General features: G+C 61.3%; 16 protein-coding genes. 3 read left to right on the top strand and 13 right to left on the bottom strand.

Annotated elements, in window-relative coordinates:
- Positions 1-60: 60 nt before the first annotated feature.
- From ubiB to ubiE, 3 genes are read right to left on the bottom strand one after another with little or no spacing between them, the layout of a single operon-like run.
- Positions 61-1665 carry a ubiquinone biosynthesis regulatory protein kinase UbiB gene (gene ubiB, locus AB1J88_RS18710; RefSeq protein ID WP_430291695.1) on the bottom strand — a complete coding sequence of 535 codons (1605 nt, stop codon included), beginning with the start codon at positions 1663-1665 and terminating at the stop codon, positions 61-63.
- The gene (locus AB1J88_RS18705) at positions 1662-2285 is read right to left on the bottom strand and encodes a ubiquinone biosynthesis accessory factor UbiJ (protein WP_430291693.1); all 624 of its coding nucleotides are present in this window, start codon (positions 2283-2285) and stop codon (positions 1662-1664) included. Before AB1J88_RS18705 ends, ubiB begins: the two co-directional genes overlap by 4 nt.
- The gene (ubiE, locus tag AB1J88_RS18700; RefSeq protein ID WP_007961779.1) at positions 2285-3055 is read right to left on the bottom strand and encodes a bifunctional demethylmenaquinone methyltransferase/2-methoxy-6-polyprenyl-1,4-benzoquinol methylase UbiE; all 771 of its coding nucleotides are present in this window, start codon (positions 3053-3055) and stop codon (positions 2285-2287) included. Before ubiE ends, AB1J88_RS18705 begins: the two co-directional genes overlap by 1 nt.
- Before the next feature lie 154 nt (positions 3056-3209).
- On the opposite strand from ubiE, the gene AB1J88_RS18695 reads away from it, so the two are divergent.
- The 3 genes from AB1J88_RS18695 to AB1J88_RS18685 all read left to right on the top strand — a co-directional run bounded on the left by AB1J88_RS18695 (position 3210) and on the right by AB1J88_RS18685 (position 5080).
- On the top strand, positions 3210-3485 hold the full coding sequence (locus tag AB1J88_RS18695) for a polyhydroxyalkanoic acid system family protein (protein ID WP_003220859.1): 276 nt from the start codon (positions 3210-3212) through the stop codon (positions 3483-3485).
- A 250-nt stretch (positions 3486-3735) separates the two neighbouring features.
- The gene (locus tag AB1J88_RS18690; RefSeq protein WP_041074948.1) at positions 3736-4158 is read left to right on the top strand and encodes a phasin family protein; all 423 of its coding nucleotides are present in this window, start codon (positions 3736-3738) and stop codon (positions 4156-4158) included.
- Positions 4159-4168: 10 nt separating this feature from the next.
- Positions 4169-5080, top strand: coding sequence for a phasin family protein (locus AB1J88_RS18685; protein WP_430291692.1), 912 nt, complete (start codon positions 4169-4171; stop codon positions 5078-5080).
- Between the two features lie 164 nt (positions 5081-5244).
- Here AB1J88_RS18685 and AB1J88_RS18680 read toward each other — a convergent pair whose 3' ends face one another.
- From AB1J88_RS18680 to AB1J88_RS18635, 10 genes are all read right to left on the bottom strand, one after another.
- Entirely contained in the window at positions 5245-5862 is a 618-nt protein-coding gene (locus AB1J88_RS18680; RefSeq protein ID WP_097087013.1) for a TetR/AcrR family transcriptional regulator, read from the bottom strand.
- Positions 5863-5892: 30 nt separating this feature from the next.
- A complete protein-coding gene (gene phaC, locus AB1J88_RS18675; protein WP_430291691.1) occupies positions 5893-7575 on the bottom strand; it encodes a class II poly(R)-hydroxyalkanoic acid synthase in 1683 nt (560 codons plus the stop codon).
- Between the two features lie 139 nt (positions 7576-7714).
- Positions 7715-8569 carry a poly(3-hydroxyalkanoate) depolymerase gene (gene phaZ / locus AB1J88_RS18670; protein WP_041074940.1) on the bottom strand — a complete coding sequence of 285 codons (855 nt, stop codon included), beginning with the start codon at positions 8567-8569 and terminating at the stop codon, positions 7715-7717.
- Positions 8570-8790: 221 nt separating this feature from the next.
- Positions 8791-10470, bottom strand: coding sequence for a class II poly(R)-hydroxyalkanoic acid synthase (gene phaC / locus AB1J88_RS18665; RefSeq protein WP_430291690.1), 1680 nt, complete (start codon positions 10468-10470; stop codon positions 8791-8793).
- A 257-nt stretch (positions 10471-10727) separates the two neighbouring features.
- Positions 10728-11108: a gamma-butyrobetaine hydroxylase-like domain-containing protein gene (locus AB1J88_RS18660; protein WP_430291689.1), complete on the bottom strand. Its 381-nt coding sequence runs from the start codon at positions 11106-11108 to the stop codon at positions 10728-10730.
- A gap of 202 nt (positions 11109-11310) precedes the next feature.
- The gene (hslU, locus tag AB1J88_RS18655) at positions 11311-12648 is read right to left on the bottom strand and encodes an ATP-dependent protease ATPase subunit HslU (RefSeq protein WP_041074934.1); all 1338 of its coding nucleotides are present in this window, start codon (positions 12646-12648) and stop codon (positions 11311-11313) included.
- 55 nt (positions 12649-12703) lie between these two features.
- A complete protein-coding gene (gene hslV / locus AB1J88_RS18650; RefSeq protein ID WP_007968352.1) occupies positions 12704-13234 on the bottom strand; it encodes an ATP-dependent protease subunit HslV in 531 nt (176 codons plus the stop codon).
- 298 nt (positions 13235-13532) lie between these two features.
- Positions 13533-14240 carry an SPOR domain-containing protein gene (locus tag AB1J88_RS18645; protein ID WP_041074932.1) on the bottom strand — a complete coding sequence of 236 codons (708 nt, stop codon included), beginning with the start codon at positions 14238-14240 and terminating at the stop codon, positions 13533-13535.
- Between the two features lies 1 nt (position 14241).
- Positions 14242-15978: an arginine--tRNA ligase gene (gene argS, locus AB1J88_RS18640; protein WP_430291688.1), complete on the bottom strand. Its 1737-nt coding sequence runs from the start codon at positions 15976-15978 to the stop codon at positions 14242-14244.
- A gap of 214 nt (positions 15979-16192) precedes the next feature.
- Positions 16193-18412, bottom strand: coding sequence for a primosomal protein N' (locus tag AB1J88_RS18635; protein WP_430291687.1), 2220 nt, complete (start codon positions 18410-18412; stop codon positions 16193-16195).
- Between the last annotated feature and the right edge of the window lie 218 nt (positions 18413-18630).

Raw genomic sequence — 18630 nt, 5'->3', positions numbered from 1 at the left:
CCGTACTTCAATTGTCAGGTTCAGGCGTTGAAACAGTGTGCCAGCCGATCAGCGAACTGGCTATCGGCGAACGACCAGATACAAGCCGACTGCCACCATGATGCCCGCCGGCCAATGCCCCAGTTCGTGCAGCGGGCCACCGGTGGCGAGGATGGTACCGCCAGCCAGATGCGCGCAACCGAGCAGGCGCAGGAACCAGTCGTCCTTGCGTTTGTGCCACGGTGGCGGCGGGTCGTAGGCGTGCGGTTGCGACATGCGTTCGAGCAGATCACGGGCCATGTTGGCCAGGTGCGGCAGCTGCTCGAACTGGCTCTGCACGTTGCCGAGCAAGGCTTTCGGGCTGACGCGCTCGCGCATCCAGCGTTCGAGAAACGGTTGTGCGGTGTTCCACAGATCCAGATCCGGGTACAACTGACGGCCGAGGCCCTCGATGTTCAGCAAGGTCTTTTGTAGCAGCACCAGCTGCGGCTGCACTTCCATGTTGAAGCGTCGCGCGGTCTGGAACAGGCGCATCAGCACCTGGCCAAATGAAATATCTTTTAACGGTTTTTCGAAGATCGGCTCGCACACGGTACGGATCGCCGCTTCGAATTCGTTGAGTTTGGTTTCCGCCGGCACCCAGCCCGAATCGATGTGCAATTGCGCGACGCGGCGGTAGTCGCGCTTGAAGAAGGCGAACAGGTTGCGCGCCAGGTAGTCTTGGTCTTCCGGGGTCAGGCTGCCGACGATGCCGCAGTCGATCGCGATGTACTGCGGGCTCCACGGGTTGACGGTGCTGACGAAGATGTTGCCCGGGTGCATGTCGGCGTGGAAGAAACTGTCGCGGAACACCTGGGTGAAGAAGATCTCCACGCCGCGCTCAGCGAGCATTTTCATGTCGGTGCGCTGGTCGGCGAGGGTCGCCAGATCCGTTACCTGAATCCCGTAGATGCGCTCCATCACCAGCACTTTCGGCCGGCACCAGTCCCAATAGACTTGCGGCACGTAAAGCAGCGGCGAGCCTTCGAAGTTGCGCTTGAGCTGGCTGGCATTCGCCGCCTCACGCAACAGGTCGAGTTCGTCGTAGATGGTTTTTTCGTAGTCCTGCACCACGTCCACCGGGTGCAGCAGGCGGGCGTCGGCGGAGATCTTTTCGGCGGCGCGGGCGAGGATGAACAACCACGCCAGATCCTGGGCGATCACCGGTTTCAGGCCTGGGCGGATCACCTTGACCACCACTTCCTCGCCGGTTTTCAGCTGTGCAGCATGTACCTGCGCCACCGAGGCCGAGGCCAGCGGTTCGACGTCAAAGCGGCTGAATACGTCGCTGATTTTCTTGCCCAGTTGCTCTTCGATCAGCTTGATCGACAGCTGCGAATCGAACGGCGGCACACGGTCCTGCAGCAGCATCAGCTCATCGGCGATGTCTTCCGGCAGCAGGTCGCGGCGGGTCGAAAGAATCTGCCCGAACTTGATGAAGATCGGCCCCAGATCCTGCAGCGCCAGACGCAGGCGCGCGCCACGGTTCAGCTCCAGCGGTTTGCGCGGGAACCAGCGCCACGGCAGCACGTAGCGCAGCGCCAGGAGAAACCAGGGCAACGGCAGCTCGAACAGCAGGTCATCGAGGCGGTAGCGGATCACGACGCGCTGGATGCGCAACAGACGGCGGACGGCAAGCAGCTTCATGCGTTATCGCTTGGGTCGAGGGATCGGGAAAGGCGCTCGAAACGCGCCTCGAGACGTTCCAGATCAAGTTTGATCCGGTCCAGTTCGCTGAACCGCGCTTCGGCTTCGCGCTGGCCGACGAGGGTGCGCGATTCTTCGGCGAGGTATTCGGCGAGGTTCTGGTTGAGGCTGGCAAATCCTTGTTGATACCAGCGCGCGCGGCTGCGCAGATGGCCACCGACCAATTGCGTGGCGACCGGGCCGAGCCAGCGCGAGAGTTCGTACTCCCAGTCCAGCTCGAGGTCCTGCAACACGCCGGCCAGTTCCAGCAACACACCGCTGTCACCGTCGAGCTCGACTTCCGGGGCGTGCAGCACCGCGGTCTTGTCTTTGCTCACGGCCAGTTTCACCAGGCTGGAAGCGGGTGCGCGCAGGGTGCAGTCGACGCCGGTTTCCCAGTGTGAAGCGAGCATCAGGCCCTCATCGCTGGGCAGGATGAACAGTTGCAGCGCCGGGCTGCGGCAATCCACGGCAATCACTTTGCCAGTCAGATGCGCCAGCCGCGGCAGCGCCGTGCTGTCGAGACGCAGCACCCGGTTGAGGCCGAGTTCGACGCTGGCGAGCAGCCCGGTGAACAACATCAGGGCTTGATGCCGCGGTGCAGGGCGACGATACCTGCGGTCATGTTGTGATAGGTCACACGGTCGAAACCGGCGTCGACCATCATCGACTTCAGGGTTTCCTGATTCGGGTGCATGCGGATCGATTCGGCCAGGTAGCGATAGCTTTCCGAGTCGTTGGTGATCAGCTTGCCCATCAGCGGCATGAAGGCGAACGAGTAGGCGTCGTACGCCTTGGACATCAGTGCGTTGGTCGGCTTGGAGAATTCCAGCACCAGCAGACGGCCGCCGGGCTTGAGCACGCGCAGCATCGACCGCAGGGCGTCTTCTTTATGCGTCACGTTGCGCAGGCCGAAGGCGATGGTCACGCAGTCGAAGTGGTTATCCGGGAATGGCAGCTTTTCCGCATCGGCCTGGACGAATTCGACGTTGCCCGACACACCCAGATCCAGCAGGCGGTCACGACCGACCTTGAGCATCGATTCGTTGATGTCGGCCAGTACCACCTGACCGGTCGGGCCAACCAGGTGCGAGAATTTCTTGGTCAGGTCACCAGTGCCGCCGGCGATATCGAGCACGCGGTTGCCTGCACGCACACCGGACAGTTCGATCGCGAAACGCTTCCACAGACGGTGCATGCCGCCCGACAGAAGGTCGTTCATCAGGTCGTACTTCGCGGCTACGGAGTGGAACACCTCAGCGACTTTTTCCGCTTTCTGGCTTTCCGGAACGTTTTTGAAACCGAAGTGAGTGGTGGGTTCGGCATCGCTGCCTTTGCGCTGATCAGTCATATCGCTGTCACCAAAAGAGAATGCGCGACATTCTAATCCCCAAGCCATGCTTTGTCTTGGAATGGCTAAAGGTAAGATGGGCAACCTTCGGGACGATTTGCCGCAGACGCGGTCAAGATTTACCGACACCCATTCATCAAGCAGGAGTCATTCAATGGCCAAAATCAGTGTTGAGCGTGCCCACAGCCTGGGCAAGGAAGCCGCCCGCGAGAAGGCCGACAAGCTGGCGCAGAAACTCTCCGATCAATATGGCCTGGAACCGCAGTGGTCGGGCGACACCCTGAACCTCAAGCGCTCGGGCGTGAAAGGCGCGGTGCATGTGGCCGACGATTCGATCCGTGTCGACGTGGAACTGGGCATCATGATGTCGGCCATGAGCGGCATGATCAAAGCCGAGATCGAGAAGGCGCTGGACAAAGCGCTGGTCTGATCGCGATTTTTCTCAATCCCGAATCCCTGTGGGAGCGGGCTTGCCCGCGATGGCGTTGGGTCAGATAACGAAAATTCTGGATGTGCCGGCCTCATCGCGGGCAAGCCCGCTCCCACAAGGGTTCGTGTTTGTCCTGCAGACTGTTTATGTCAGTTGTTAGGGTGCCGTTTCTAATTTTTCTCCCTACTTTGTGCCTGAGCCCGACACATCTGCGGGCAGTTCCTCAAACCTTCTGCGCGTGAGGTGCACCATGGCCAAAGTCATTCTGAAGAAAAAAATCGACGCTTCGACTTCTGCTCTGAGCGACGTCAAATCCTATGCCCGCAAGATCTGGCTGGCAGGCCTGGGTGCCTACGCCAAGGTCGGCCAAGAGGGCAGCGACTACTTTCAAGAGTTGATCAAGGCTGGTCAAACTGTTGAAAAGAAAGGCAAAAAAGCCGTCACCGAAAAACTTGAAGCCGCCAACGCCGAGATCGATGAAGCCAAGGGTGAAGTCAGCTCGTTCAAAGGTCGTGTCGAAGTTCAGCTCGACAAGGTCGAGAAGGCGTTCGACTCCCGTGTGGCAAGCGCCTTGAATCGTATCGGCATTCCGTCTAAACATGACGTTGAGACACTCTCTGCTAAGCTCGATGAGCTGACGGCATTGCTCGAACGCGTCGCGCGTAAATCTTAAGGAGAACGGGATGGCTGGTAAAAAGAACACCGATAAAGAAGGCAGCTCGTGGATTGGGAAAGTCGAAGACTACTCCCGCAAAATCTGGCTGGCTGGTTTAGGCGTGTACTCGAAGATCGACACTGACGGCAGCAAGCTCTTCGAGTCACTGGTCAAAGACGGCGAGAAAGCCGAGAAGCTCACCAAGTCTGCAGTCGGCAAGAAAGTCGATGCCGCCAAGGACTCCGCTTCGTCGGCCAAGTCGCGCATCAGCGGCGTGAAAGATCGCGCACTGGGCAAGTGGGACGAGCTGGAAGGGGCTTTCGACAAGCGCCTGAACAGCGCGATTTCGCGCCTGGGTGTGCCAAGCCGCAATGAAGTCAAAGCGCTGCACAGCAAGGTCGAGACCCTGACCAAGCAGATCGAGAAACTCACCGGTCTGAAAACCCAACCGGTTGCAGCGAAAACCGCAGCGGCCAAACCGGCAGCCAAAGCGACCGCCAAGCCACTGGCCAAAGCGGCGGCGAAACCCGCCGCGAAAGCTGCGGCCAAGCCAGCGGCAAAAACCGCTGCCGCCAAGCCTGCTGCTAAAACGGCCGCTGCCAAACCAGCCGCCAAGGCTGCCGCGAAACCGGTTGCTGCCAAAGCGGCTGCGAAACCTGCGGCCAAGTCCGCGGCCAAACCAGCCGCCAAGCCAGCAGCGAAAACCGCTGCCGCGAAACCGGCTGCCAAACCTTCGGCCAAACCGGCTGCGGCGAAAAAACCGGCAGTGAAAAAACCGGCCGCGCCGAAGGCCGCTGCTCCGAAGCCAGCTGCACCCGCAGCAGCCAAGCCAGCCACCCCGGCAACCCCGGCCAGCGCGTCGAACTCCGCCGCTGCACCGACTCCGGCAGCCACCCCGACTGCTGCATCGACCCCGTCGACGCCAACCAGTCAGTCCTGATTTTTCAGGGCAAAACAAAACGCCCGGCCTGTGAAGGTCGGGCGTTTTTTTGAAGATCAAAAGATCGCAGCCTGCGGCAGCTCCTACAGAATCGTTGCCAAACCAAAAAATGGGTGGCGAACATGGTCAATGTAGGAGCTGCCGCAGGCTGCGATCTTTTGACGTTAATGATCTTCGAGATACTGCAGGGCCATCCGTTCAGTAGCGACTTTCACCGGCGGCAGCAGATGCGGCGCCACCAGCATCATGATCTGGTACACCACCAGTTTGACCTCACCCTCGCGATCGAGTATCCGTTGATAGTCCAGCGAGAACAGCAGGGTCAGGGTGATCTGCTCCACCAGTTGCCCCAATGCCTGGGTATCACTGACCAGTTGCCCCGAAGCCTTCAACCGCGCCAGCAAGGACGCCAGCGTACGCTTGAGCGCGTTGAGCAGGTTGCGAATGCCCTTGGCCAGTTTCGGCAGGCGCCCGGCGAGGTTTGACAGGTCCTGGAACAGAAACCGGTACTGCGCCAGGCGCTCGACGATCAGGTGCAGAAACAGCCAGTAATCCTCCGGCGCCAGCTCGGCATCCGATGGCGGATCGAGCAGCGGCGCCAGTTCGTTCTGGAAGCGTTCGAACAGGCCGAGAATCAACGGCTCCTTGCCGTGGAAGTGGTAGTAGAGGTTGCCGGGGCTGATCCCCATTTCGTTGGCAACCTCCATGGTGGAAACGTTGGGCTCCCCCTTTTCGTTGAACAGTTGCAGGGCACATTCGAGAATCCGGTCGCGGGTTTTCATCCAGTCTTCTTAGAAAAGTTCGGTTAAGCGTCAGCGCACATGCACGTAGGTGCCGGGTGCTGCCTCCATCGGTGGATAGTTCGGGTTGCCGAGGGTAAACGTGGTTTCGCGCTGGGCGCCGGAGCGTTGCTGAATCCACTCCAGCCACTGTGGCCACCAGCTGCCGTCGACGCGTTTGGCGTCGTAGTACCAGGCGCGTGGATCGCTGCTGAGCTTGCCGTTCTCGACGTAGTTGGCTTTCGGGTTGCTCGGCGGGTTGAGGATGCTTTGCACGTGGCCACTGTTGGACAGCACGAAGCGCCGCTCCCCGCCAAGCAACAGGGTCGAGCGGTACACCGCGTCCCACGGCGTGATGTGGTCATTCATGCCGGCCACGCTGAAGCTGTCGACGGTGACTTTCTGCAGGTCGATCGGCGTGCCACAGACTTCCAGCCCGCCCGGATGGGTCAGCGGGTTGTGCTTGAAGAAGTCCAGCAGGTCGCCGTGAAACGCGGCGGGCAGGCGGGTGTTGTCGTTGTTCCAGTAGAGGATGTCGAACGCGGGCGGCTCTTTGCCCAACAGGTAATTGTTGACGAAGTAGCTCCAGATCAGATCGTTGGGGCGCATCCAGGCGAAGACCTTGGCCATGTCGCGCCCGTCGAGCACGCCTTTCTGATAGGAGCGGCGCTTGGCGGCTTCGAGGGTTTGTTCGTCGGCGAACAGCGTGGCCGGGGTTTCAATCTGACTGTCGAGCAGGCTGACCAGGTAGGTCGCGCTGGAGACACGTCGCAGCTGCCGCTTGGCCTGCAAATGCCCCAGCAGGGCGGCAATGGTCAGGCCACCGGCGCAGGCGCCCATCAGGTTGACGTCGCGGGCGCCGGTGATCGCCCGGCAGATGTTCATCGCTTCTTCCACCGCTTCGACGTAGGTCGACAGGCCCCATTCGCGATGGCGCACGTCTGGATTGCGCCAACTGATCATGAACGTCTGCAGGCCATTTTTCAGCGCGTACTGGACGAAGCTGTTCTGCGGGCTGAGGTCGAAAATGTAGTACTTGTTGATTTGCGGCGGCACCACCAGCAGCGGCTTGGCGTATTGCTTTTCGCTCATCGACTTGTACTGGATCAGCTCAAGCATCTCGTTGCGAAACACCACGGCGCCAGAGGTGGTGGCGACGGTCTTGCCGACCTCGAATGCCTGCTTGGTGACCTGGCGTGGCAGGCCGTCGTTGTGCAGCAGGTCATCGAACAGATGACTCAGGCCGCGCACCAGACTGTGCCCGCCGGAGTTGAACAGCTCCTTGACTGCCAGCGGGTTGAGCAGCGTATTCGACGGTGCCACCGCGTCGTTGAGCAAGGTGAAGGCGAAGTGCGCGCGGGCGCGATCGTCATCGCTCATGTTGCTTTCATCAATCCAGCTCTTGACCTGTTTTTGCCAGGCCAGATAGGCCTGCAGGCTGCGCCGGTAGAACGGATTGAGGCTCCATGCCGGATCAGCGAAGCGGCTGTCGTTCGGGTTGGTCGGGTGCAGGGTTTCGCCGAGCAGCACGCGACCGAGTTGGCCACCGAGTTTCAAGGCGTGCTTCGCGCTGTGAATCGGGTTGCGCAGACCGTGGGCGGCGACGCTGCGCAAGGTCGAGATCAGGTCCCGGCCGCGCAGGCCGGTGATCGCACTTTGTGCGTTGATGAACACGGCGGGGCTGGGCACAACGCCCGTCGCTGGTTTGTCGCGCATGACTCAACACTCCTTCGTCTTCAGGTCAAAAACAAACTAACCGAACCAGAACACCATAGTCGCTGTTACGGGTTGCTGCCCGCGCGGCGTCCTGCCGCGCACTTTGTTCAAAACCCTGCATAAAGCCTGCCGCCGTGATTCAGCCGCCCAGCGGGGTCGGATGCGGATGCATCACGGCGCGCTGGCGTTCCTCCTCAAGGAATTTCATGATGATCGGCGCCACGGCTTCAGCGCGGGTGATCAGGAACAGATGGCCGTCGTCGATGATGTGCAGTTGGGCGTTGGGAATCCGCCAGGCAAGCATGCGCATGTTGATCAGCGGGATCAGCGGATCGTCGTCGCCGGCCAGTACCAGCGTCGGCTGATGGATCTTGTGCAGCCAGTGAATGCTGGTCCAGCCCAGGCCGGCGAACAGCTGCCAGTAGTAGCCGAGCTTGCCCGCCGAACGCACCTTGGCGGCATGGCTGGCGGCCAGCGTCGGGTCGCGGCGGAACGAGCCGCCGTAGATCAGCGGGGCGATACGGATCACGTGCGATGGCTGAATGTAGCGCCGCGGACTGGCCATCATCCACAGCACTTTCGGTTTACCCGGCACCATCACCGCACCGGCGGCGGTCGCTGCCAGCACCAGTTTCTTGCAGCGCTCGGGGTAGTCGTGAGCAAACTGCTGCGCCAGCGCGCCGCCCCAGGACACGCCGATGACGTTGACCTGGCCGTAATCGAGATAGTCGAGCATCCGCGCGGTCAGCTTCGCCAGCCCGGGAAAGCGATACGGCCGGTTGGGCGTCGACGAGCCGCCGACACCGGGCACGTCGAAGGCGATCACTTCCAGATCCGGGTCCAGCGCCGCGACAAATGGAAACACCAGCTCCAGGTTGGCGCCGATGCCGTTGAAAATCAGCAAGGGCGTCAAATGAGGCTTGCCGGGGCGTACCGCGGTGCGGAGGGTCTGCCCATCCAGATCGACGGTACGAAAAATGAACGGTTGCGGCATGCTTCAGGCCCTGTGGATTAATTCATCCCCGCTCCCCTGTAAGAGTGAGTCTGTGGCGAGGGGATTTATCCCCGATCGGCTGCGAAGCAGTCGCAAAATCAATGGATGCGGTTTGTCAGTTGCACCGCGTCAGTTGGTTTTGGGGCCGCTGCGCGACCCATCGGGGATAAATCCCCTCACCACAAATTCACTCCACAGTTTGGGACGTCGGGTGGTGTCAGTTACCGCTCATGTACGTAAGTGCCCGGCGATGCCTCGCCAGCCGGATACGCCTTGTTGCCCAGTTTCAGTGGTGCTTTTTTCAGATGGCCCGAGCGCTCGGCCTGCCACGCCTGCCAGTACAGCCACCAGGAATCGGTGTGCTTGGTCGAGTTCTCTTGCCAGTCATCGGCATTGGCGGCCATGCCTTCGCTGGTCATGTAACGCGATTTCGGGTTGCCCGGCGGGTTCAGGATGCTCTGGATGTGCCCGCTGCTCGACAGTACGAACTCGACCTTGCCACCAAACAGCTGCGCCGACTTGTAGCAGGACTTCCACGGGGTGATGTGGTCGTTGGTGCCGGCCAGCGAGAAAATGTCGGCGGTGACCTGCTTGAGGTCGATCGGCGTGCCGCAGACTTCCAGTGCATTGGGCCGAATCAGTGGGTTGTTTTTGAACATCTCGATCAGGTCGCCGTGGAACGCGGCCGGCAACCGGGTGGTGTCGTTGTTCCAGAACAGGATGTCGAACACCGGCGGCTCGTTGCCGAGCAGGTAGTTGTTGACCCAGTAGTTCCAGATCAGGTCGTTGGGGCGCATCCACGCGAAGACCTTGGCCATGTCTTTGCCTTCGAGCACGCCGGCCTGATAGGAGTGGCGCTTGGCGGTCTCCAGGGTCTGCTCGTCGACGAACAGGGCGACGTCGCTGTCCAGCGTGGTGTCGAGCACGCTGACCAGCAGGGTCAGGGCGTTGACCTTGTTCTCGCCGATCGCGGCGTAGTGGCCGAGCAGGGCGGTGCAGGTAATGCCGCCGGAGCAGGCGCCGAGCATGTTCACATCTTTGCTGCCGGTGATGGCCGTGACCACGTCGACGGCTTCCTTGAGCGCATCGATGTAAGTCGAAAGGCCCCACTCGCGCTGGGCCTTGGTCGGGTTGCGCCAGCTGACGATGAAGGTCTGCACGTTATTGCGCAGGCAGAAGCGCGCCAGACTCTTGTCCGGGCTCAGGTCGAATACGTAGAACTTGTTGATCTGGGGTGGCACCACGAGCAGCGGGCGCTCGTGGACTTGCTCGGTGATCGGCTTGTACTGGATCAGCTCCAGCACGTCGTTGCGAAACACCACCGCGCCTTCGGTCACGCCCAGGCTCTTGCCGACCTCGAACGCGCCCATGTTGACCTGGCTCGGCATGCCGCCGTTGTGCACCAGATCCTTGGCCAGGTGCGAGAGGCCATCGAGCAGGCTTTTACCGCCGGTCTCGAAGAAGCGTTTGACCGCTGCCGGGTTGGCGGCGGTATTGGTCGGGGCCATGGCTTCGGTCATCAGGTTGATCACGAAGTGGCCGCGCGCGATGTCTTTGGGGGACAGGCTGCTGTCGTCGATCCAGGAATGGAGCTCCTTGCGCCACGCCAGGTAAGTTTGCAGATAACGTTTGTAGAGCGGGTTCTGACTCCACGCCGGATCAACGAAGCGACGGTCATCGCTGGCCGGTTGCAGTTCGGATTTGCCGAACAGCACGTTCTTCAGTTCGAGGCCGAAATGGGTGACGTGCTTGACACTATGGATAGGTTGTTTGATGGCCTGGGTCAGCACCATTCGAGCAGAGGCCAGCAGATCCTTTCCGCGTAGCCCAACGACGGGATTAAGCCCCAGGGTGTTTTCCGAGGCTTGGTACTTCAGGTCATCGTTATTCTTGTTACTCATCTACGACGCTCCATTGTCCTGAGACGAGTACCCGGTTTCTGCTGTGCAGTTCCACAGCCAATGCCAGGTACTACTGCTCGGGTGACCGTTAATTCTGCATAGCTGCTTTACAGTTCATAGAGCACTGCAGGGAACTTGCCAGCTCCATTGGTTACCCGAGTTTAATTTTTTTCGCAAGCAGCCGATCCTCGACCGCCAGGCGCAGCATTCAAACAGATGAATTTAGAAAATGCCCTCTAAAGAGCAAGAGTCTCGGACTAGAGCATCAGCTTGACAATCGACTGGTCCGGATCGCGGGTTTTTCCGGCGGCTTTGAGCTCGGCCAGATAATCGGCCCAGAGTGCGTCATAACGTCGCCCCAGCTCGTAGAGGTAATCCCAGGTAAACAAGCCGCTGTCGTGACCGTCGTCGAAGGTCAGTTTCAGTGCGTAGTGACCGGCCGGTTCCAGGCCGCTGAGACCGACATTGAGCTTGCCGAATTGCAGGATCGGTTTGCCGTGGCCCTGGACCTCGGCGGAAGGGGAGTGCACGCGCAGAAACTCGGCGGGCAGGGTGTACTCCTCGCCGGACGCGTACTTGAGCGTCAGGGTTTTCGAGGCTTTGTGCAGTTTGATGTCGGTGGGGATCGTGTTGGTCATGAGGCCAGTCATCCGTCTGAAAAGAGGCCCTGTGTCAGCGAACTTTGTGGCGAGGGGATTTATCCCCGATCGGCTGCGCAGCAGCCGCAAACCCGTTGATGCGGTGTGTCTGAGATACCGCACTCAACGGGATAAGGGCCGCTTCGCGCCCCATCGGGGATAAATCCCCTCACCACAAAAGCCCGCTCACACAGAAGGTGACCTACAGGATATAACGGGACAGGTCTTCGTTCTGCGCCAATTCGCCCAGATGGCTGTTGACGTACGCAGCGTCGATCAGGATCGGCTTGTCGTCATGCGCGCTGGCTAGGTCGCCGGCACTGAACGACACCTCTTCCAGCAGACGCTCGAGCAGCGTGTGCAGGCGACGGGCCCCGATGTTCTCGGTCTTCTCGTTGACTTGCCAGGCGATCTCCGCCAGACGCTTGATGCCTTCCGGCTGGAACTGGATGTTCAGGCCTTCAGTCTTCAGCAGCGCGCAGTATTGCTCGGTGAGCGATGCGTGCGGCTCGCTGAGGATGCGCTCGAAGTCTTCCGGGCTCAGCGCCTTGAGTTCGACACGGATCGGCAGACGGCCTTGCAGCTCAGGCACCAGATCGCTCGGCTTGCTCAGGTGGAACGCACCGGAGGCGATGAACAGGATGTGGTCGGTCTTGACCATGCCCAGCTTGGTGTTGACGGTGCAGCCTTCGATCAGCGGCAGCAGGTCGCGCTGTACGCCTTCACGGGAGACATCGGCGCCGCCGACATTGCCGCGCTTGGCGACCTTGTCGATTTCGTCGATGAACACGATGCCGTGCTGCTCGACCGCTTCCAGCGCCTTGGCCTTCAGCTCTTCTTCGTTGACCAGACGCCCGGCCTCTTCGTCGCGCACCAGTTTCAGCGCTTCTTTGACCTTGAGCTTGCGGGCTTTCTTCTTGCCCTTGCCCATGTTGGCGAACAGGTTCTGCAACTGGCTGGTCATCTCTTCCATGCCAGGTGGCGTAGCGATTTCGATGCCGGCCACTTCGGCGACTTCGATCTCGATTTCCTTGTCGTCCAGCTGACCTTCACGCAGGCGCTTGCGGAACAGCTGACGGGTGTTGGAATCGCTGCTCGGGGTTTCTTCGTTACTGAAGCCCATGCGTGCCGGTGGCAGCAGTGCGTCGAGGATACGATCCTCGGCAGCGTCTTCGGCACGGTGACGCACGCGGGTCATTTCCTGCTCGCGGAGCATCTTGATTGCGGCATCGGCCAGATCACGGATGATCGATTCGACGTCACGGCCAACGTAGCCGACTTCGGTGAATTTGGTCGCTTCGACCTTGATGAACGGCGCGTTGGCCAGCTTCGCCAGACGACGGGCGATTTCGGTTTTACCGACACCGGTCGGACCGATCATCAGAATGTTTTTCGGGGTCACTTCAACGCGCAGCTCTTCAGGCAGCTGCATGCGGCGCCAGCGGTTGCGCAGGGCAATCGCGACGGCGCGCTTGGCATCGTCCTGGCCGATGATATGGCGGTTGAGTTCGTGGACGATTTCGCGGGGAGTCATGGACATAGTAATTGACGGTCCTCAAGCAGAAACAAGCCGTGGCACTTAGGCCGCGTCAGGCTTATTCAGCGAGATCCTGCTCCTCAATGGTCTGAGTGTGGTTGGTGAATACACAGATGTCGCCGGCGATACCGAGGGCGGTTTCGACGATCTCACGGGCCGACAGGTCGGTCTTTTTCAGCAGCGCGCTGGCTGCGGCTTGCGCGTAGGCGCCGCCGGAACCCATGGCGATCAGGCCGTCTTCGGGTTCGACCACGTCACCGTTGCCGGTGATGATCAGCGAGGCGTCCTTGTTGGCGACCGCGAGCATGGCTTCGAGGCGGCTCAGGGAGCGGTCGGTGCGCCATTCTTTGGCGAGTTCGACAGCGGCGCGGATCAGGTGACCCTGATGTTTCTCGAGCTGGCCTTCGAAACGTTCGAACAGGGTGAAGGCGTCGGCGGTGGCACCGGCGAAACCGGCGATGACCTGGCCGTGGTACAGGCGACGAACTTTCTTCGCGTTGCCTTTCATCACGGTATTGCCGAGAGAAACCTGGCCGTCGCCGCCCATGACGACTTTGCCGTGGCGGCGGACTGAAACGATGGTGGTCAAGGGAAGAGTCTCCACGCAGCGGGGCGAAAATGCCTTATGCCCATTCATATGGGGGTGCTGGAGAGGATTTCAACCGGGCTGGGCAATGGGAGACGAATGGTGTTTGATGACTGTGGCGAGGGGATTTATCCCCGATGGGGCGCGAAGCGGCCCTGAAACCTGCGGTTGCAGTCGGTCTGACACACCGTGAATGCCGGATTTACGACTGCTGCGCAGCCGGTCGGGGCGGTGCGACGTTTCGCTAAATCCCCTCACCACAAGGTTGTGGGCACCTCAGAGTGAGGTGCCCACTGGCCAATCAGCGGCTCTGGCGTTGTTGTAACAACAGATTGCTGAAGCCGCTGCCCGCCAGTTGTTTCTGTGCGGTGGTCAGCTGTTCGCGGTTGCTGAACGGGCCGACGAGTACGCGGTACCAGGTTTCATCCTTCACCGTGCCCGACTCAACCGAAACAGCCTGGCCCAGCAAAATGATCTGCGCCCGCACCTTGTCCGCGTCCGCCTCTTTGCGGAACGAACCGGCCTGGAGGAAGAACTTGGTCACCGGCGCCGCTTTCGCCACCGGTGGCGCTGGCGGCGGGGTGATGCCCGACAGCGCAGCCTGCGCCCGAGCAGTATCGATTTTCGCCGCTTCCGCCGGGGTGACCGGCGTGGTCGGCACTTGTGGCGTCGGCAAGGTTTTCTCCGGCACGGCGTCCGGCGGCACGATCACTTCCGATTCCGGCAGCAGGGTGTAGAAGTCGTACTTCGGCTTCACCGGTTGCGTCGGGCTCGGCGGGGTCTTGTTGGCCTCGGCGATCTTCGACGCTTTCTGCTGCTGCGCCTGCTCGACTTTCTCGCGCTTGACCGTGTCGCTGCCCTTGCCCGGCTCCAGTTTCATCAGGAATACGATGAACGCACCGACCGTCAGGCCGATGGCCATCCACAGCCAGCCGGGAATCGGTTGCTTTGCAGGAGCTTGGTAACGGCTGGCGCCACGCTTGGGTGCAGGTTTTTTCTTGGCAGCCAACTTACATGCGCTCCAGAGTTTCCAGGCCCAGCAGTTCCAGGCCTTGCTTGAGAGTACGACCGGTCAGCGCGGCCAGGCGCAGACGGCTCTGCATCTGGACGGGCGTCTCGGCGGCGAGGATCGGACAGTTCTCGTAGAAGCTGGAGAACAGACCGGCGACGTCATACAGGTAAGTGCAGAGGATGTGCGGCGTGCCTTTTTCCGCGACGTTGTTCAGCACTTCGGCGAACTGCGCCAGTTTCGCCGCCAGCTCTTGTTCGTGCTCGGCTTCGAGAACGATCTGGCCGTCGACTTCGCTGAAGTCCTTGCCCAGTTTGCGGAACACGCCAGCCACGCGAGTGTAGGCGTACAGCAGATACGGCGCGGTGTTGCCTTCGAAATTCAGCATCAGGTCGAAGTTGAAGCTGTAGTCGCTGGTGCGGTGCTTGGACAGGTCGGCGTATTTCACCGCGCCGATGCCGACGACTTTGGCGATGTTGCGCAGTTCGTCTTCGGCCAGCTCCGGATTCTTTTCTTTCACCAGGTTGTAGGCACGTTCCTGCGCTTCGGTCAGCAGGTCGATCAGCTTCACGGTGCCGCCATCACGGGTCTTGAACGGACGGCCATCGGCGCCATTCATGGTGCCGAAGCCCATGTGCTCCATTTCCATCGGATGGGTCACGAAACCGGCCTTGCGCGCCACGGCGAACACTTGCTGGAAGTGCAGGGCCTGACGCTGGTCGACGAAGTACAGCGCGCGGTCGGCTTTCAGTTTGCCAGAACGGTAGCGCACGGCTGCCAGGTCAGTGGTGGCGTACAGGTAACCGCCATCGGCCTTGACGATGATTACCGGCAGCGGATCGCCGTCGGCGTTCTTGAACTCATCGAGGAACACGCACTGGGCGCCGTTGCTTTCGACCAGCATGCCCGCGGCTTTCAGGTCGTTGACCACGTTGATCAGGTCGTCGTTGTAGGCGCTTTCGCCCATCACGTCGGCCATGGTCAGTTTGACGTTGAGCAGTTCGTAGATCTTCTGGCAGTGCGACAGCGAGATGTCCTTGAACTTGGTCCACAGCGCCAGGCACTCGGCATCGCCGGCCTGCAGCTTGACCACCAGACCACGGGCACGGTCGGCGAACTCTTCGGATTCGTCGAAACGCTGTTTGGCGGCGCGGTAGAAGTTTTCCAGATCGGACAGCTCGTCGCTGGTGATCGGGTTTTCCTGCAAGTAAGCCATCAACATGCCGAACTGGGTGCCCCAGTCGCCCACGTGGTTCTGGCGGATCACCTCGTCGCCGAGGAACTCGAGAACACGGGCCACGCCGTCGCCGATGATCGTCGAGCGCAGGTGGCCGACGTGCATCTCTTTGGCCAGGTTCGGTGCCGACAGGTCGACCACAGTGCGCTGCACCGGGCCGGCCTTGCGCACGCCAACGTGAGCATCGGCCAGCGCGGCGTCGAGGCGCGAGGCCAGAGCATGGGTGTTCTGGAAGAAATTGATGAAGCCGGGGCCGGCGATTTCGGCCTTGGTGACATTGTCGTCGGCCGGCAGCGCAGCAATGATTTTCTCCGCCAGATCGCGCGGCTTCATGCCCGCAGGCTTGGCCAGCATCATGGCGATGTTGCTGGCGAAGTCGCCGTGGGTCTTGTCACGGGCGTTCTCCACCTGAATCGCCGGCGACAGGCCTTCAGGCAACACACCTTCGTTGACGAGTTGGGTGAGGGCTTGTTGGATCAGCTGGCGAATGGTGTCTTTCATGGTCTTCTCTTTCGACCGCAAGCGCGGCGGCGCATCGATGCGCGGGTGGAAAAACTGGGCATTATCCGTTGCGAAGACGGGCTTGCCAACCTTAGCAGGCAGGATGTGGATATGTGGTGACATTAAAAGCAAAAGATCGCAGCCTGCGGCAGCTCCTACAGGGGAACACGCTCGATTCTGTAGGAGCTGCCGCAGGCTGCGATCTTTTGATCTGCTAGTACAAATCCACCGGATCGACATCCAGCGACCAGCGCACCGCCCGCCCGCTCGGCATCTGCTCTAATTCCAGCAACCAGCTGGCGAGCAACCGATGCAGCGGTGCCCGCGCTGCCGCCTGCACCAACAGCTGCGCCCGATAGCGACCGGCTCGGCGCTCCATCGGCGCCGGCACCGGCCCGAGCAGTTCGATCCCGCCCAGCTTCTGCTCGGCCAGCAAGCGCTCGGCGGCGCTGCACGCCTCATCGAGAAAGCCTTCGGCCTGCCCCGGTTTGTGCGCTTCGGCACGCAACAGGGCCAAGTGTGAAAACGGCGGCAGTCCCGCAGCGCGGCGCTCGCTCAGCGCCTGTTCGGCAAAGGCGAAGTAGCCCTGCTCGGTCAATTGCACCAATAAAGGATGGTCGGCCAGGTGGGTCTGGATGATCACCTTGCCCGGCTCTTCCGCCCGTCCGGCGCGCCCGGCCACTTGCACGATCAACTGCGCCATACGCTCGCTGGCGCGGAAGTCGCCGGAGAACAGCCCGCCGTCGGCATCCAGAATCGACACCAGCGTGACCCGGGGGAAGTGATGCCCCTTGGCCAACATTTGCGTGCCGACCAGAATGCACGGCTGTCCCTTCTGAATCGTCGCGAACAACTGATTCATCGCGTCCTTGCGCGAGGTGCTGTCGCGGTCGACGCGCAGCACCGGGTAATCCGGGAACAGAATCGCCAGGCGTTCTTCGGCGCGTTCGGTGCCGGCGCCCACCGGGCGCAGATCAACTTTATTGCACTTGGGGCATTGGCGCGGCGTGCGCTCGACGTTGCCACAGTGGTGGCAGCGCAGTTCGCCGTAGCGTTGGTGCACGGTCATTCGCGCGTCGCAGCGCGAGCACTCGGACATCCAGCCGCAATCGTGGCACAGCAACGTCGGCGCAAAGCCGCGCCGGTTGAGAAACACCAGCACCTGCTGGCCGGCCGCGAGGGTCTGGCCAATGGCTTGTTGCATCGGCCCGGAAATGCCGCTGTCCAGCGGACGGCTTTTCACGTCCAGCCGCAGGAAACGTGGTTGCCTGGCGCCGCCGGCCCGCTCGTTGAGGCGCAGCAGGCCATAACGACCGGTGTAGGCGTTGTGCAGGCTTTCCAGTGAAGGCGTGGCGGAGCCGAGGACGATCGGGATGTTTTCCTGTCGCGCGCGCACCAGTGCCAGATCCCGGGCGTGATAGCGCAGGCCTTCCTGCTGTTTATAGGAGCCGTCGTGTTCTTCGTCGATGATGATCAGCCCCGGGTTCTTCATCGGGGTGAACAGCGCCGAGCGGGTGCCGATAATAATGTCGGCCTCGCCGTCGCGGGCAGCGAGCCAGGCGTCGAGGCGCTCGCGGTCGTTGACCGCCGAATGCAGCAGGGCGATGCGTGCGTTGAAGCGCTGCTCGAAACGCGCCAGGGTCTGCGGGCCGAGATTGATTTCGGGAATCAGCACTAGCGCCTGCTTGCCGGCTTCGAGGGTTTCGCGGATCAGTTGCAAATAGACTTCGGTCTTGCCGCTGCCGGTGACGCCCGCCAGCAGAAACGCGTGATAACTGTCGAACCCGGCGCGGATCGCCTCGTAAGCGGCGCGTTGTTCGGTGTTAAGCGGCAACTCCGGTTGCGCCAGCCAGTGTTCATGGCGCACACCGGGGGCATGCCGGCGGATTTCCACTTGTACCAGGCCCTTGGCCAGCAGCAGGTCGAGGCTGTCTTTGCTCAGCATCAGCTTGCTCAACAACTGATGGGCGACGCCGTGCGGGTGTTGCGCCAGCGTCGCCAGCGCTTCCCGTTGCCGTGGCGCACGGGCGATGCGCGGATCATCAAGGCTGGCGCCGGGCGCGACGGACCAGAAGCGCTCCTGACGGGCCTCCGCCAGTTCGCCCTGACGCAGCAGCACCGGCAGTGCCCAGCTCAAGGTGTCGCCGAGGCTGTGCTGGTAATACTGCGACGTCCACAGGCACAGCTTGAACAGTGCGGGCGGCAGCGGCGGCTCTGCATCGAGCAGGGCCAACGCCGGCTTGAGTTTCTCCAGCGGCACGTCGCTGGTATCGGTGATCTCGACCAGAATCCCGATCATCTCCCGCCGCCCGAACGGCACCCGCAGGCGCATGCCCGGCTGCAACTGGGCACGCTGCACCCCGGCCGGGGCCCGATAGTCGAACAGGCGGCGCAGGGGCGAAGGCAGGGCGAGGCGCAGAATGGCGTCGGGCACGCGGGGGGATCTCGATCAACACAAAAGGAGGCTTGGCGCAGATCAACTGTGGGAGCGAGCTTGCTCGCGAACGCGGTGTGTCAGGCACGAAGTCATCAACTGGCACAACGCATTCGCGAGCAAGCTCGCTCCCACAGGGGAGTGCGTTCAAGCCCGGGAGCCTAGCAGACGGTCGGTCTCAGGGACAGCTTGCGCGATTGACATTGTCTGGTAGAATC

It is taken from the genome of Pseudomonas sp. S8 (genome assembly GCF_050473925.1).
GTDB classification, from domain to species: domain Bacteria; phylum Pseudomonadota; class Gammaproteobacteria; order Pseudomonadales; family Pseudomonadaceae; genus Aquipseudomonas; species Aquipseudomonas parakoreensis.
The sequence above is the reverse complement of the archived record's forward strand: the minus strand, read 5'-3'. Positions and strand labels throughout refer to the sequence as shown.

What these genes read in the sequence shown, in the direction of transcription:
- ubiB (WP_430291695.1), bottom strand. Translation starts at nt 1,665, where the DNA reads ATGAAGCTGCTTGCCGTCCGCCGTCTGTTGCGCATCCAGCGCGTCGTG.
- AB1J88_RS18705 (WP_430291693.1), bottom strand. Translation starts at nt 2,285, where the DNA reads ATGTTGTTCACCGGGCTGCTCGCCAGCGTCGAACTCGGCCTCAACCGG.
- ubiE (WP_007961779.1), bottom strand. Translation starts at nt 3,055, where the DNA reads ATGACTGATCAGCGCAAAGGCAGCGATGCCGAACCCACCACTCACTTC.
- AB1J88_RS18695 (WP_003220859.1), top strand. Translation starts at nt 3,210, where the DNA reads ATGGCCAAAATCAGTGTTGAGCGTGCCCACAGCCTGGGCAAGGAAGCC.
- AB1J88_RS18690 (WP_041074948.1), top strand. Translation starts at nt 3,736, where the DNA reads ATGGCCAAAGTCATTCTGAAGAAAAAAATCGACGCTTCGACTTCTGCT.
- AB1J88_RS18685 (WP_430291692.1), top strand. Translation starts at nt 4,169, where the DNA reads ATGGCTGGTAAAAAGAACACCGATAAAGAAGGCAGCTCGTGGATTGGG.
- AB1J88_RS18680 (WP_097087013.1), bottom strand. Translation starts at nt 5,862, where the DNA reads ATGAAAACCCGCGACCGGATTCTCGAATGTGCCCTGCAACTGTTCAAC.
- phaC (WP_430291691.1), bottom strand. Translation starts at nt 7,575, where the DNA reads ATGCGCGACAAACCAGCGACGGGCGTTGTGCCCAGCCCCGCCGTGTTC.
- phaZ (WP_041074940.1), bottom strand. Translation starts at nt 8,569, where the DNA reads ATGCCGCAACCGTTCATTTTTCGTACCGTCGATCTGGATGGGCAGACC.
- phaC (WP_430291690.1), bottom strand. Translation starts at nt 10,470, where the DNA reads ATGAGTAACAAGAATAACGATGACCTGAAGTACCAAGCCTCGGAAAAC.
- AB1J88_RS18660 (WP_430291689.1), bottom strand. Translation starts at nt 11,108, where the DNA reads ATGACCAACACGATCCCCACCGACATCAAACTGCACAAAGCCTCGAAA.
- hslU (WP_041074934.1), bottom strand. Translation starts at nt 12,648, where the DNA reads ATGTCCATGACTCCCCGCGAAATCGTCCACGAACTCAACCGCCATATC.
- argS (WP_430291688.1), bottom strand. Translation starts at nt 15,978, where the DNA reads ATGAAAGACACCATTCGCCAGCTGATCCAACAAGCCCTCACCCAACTC.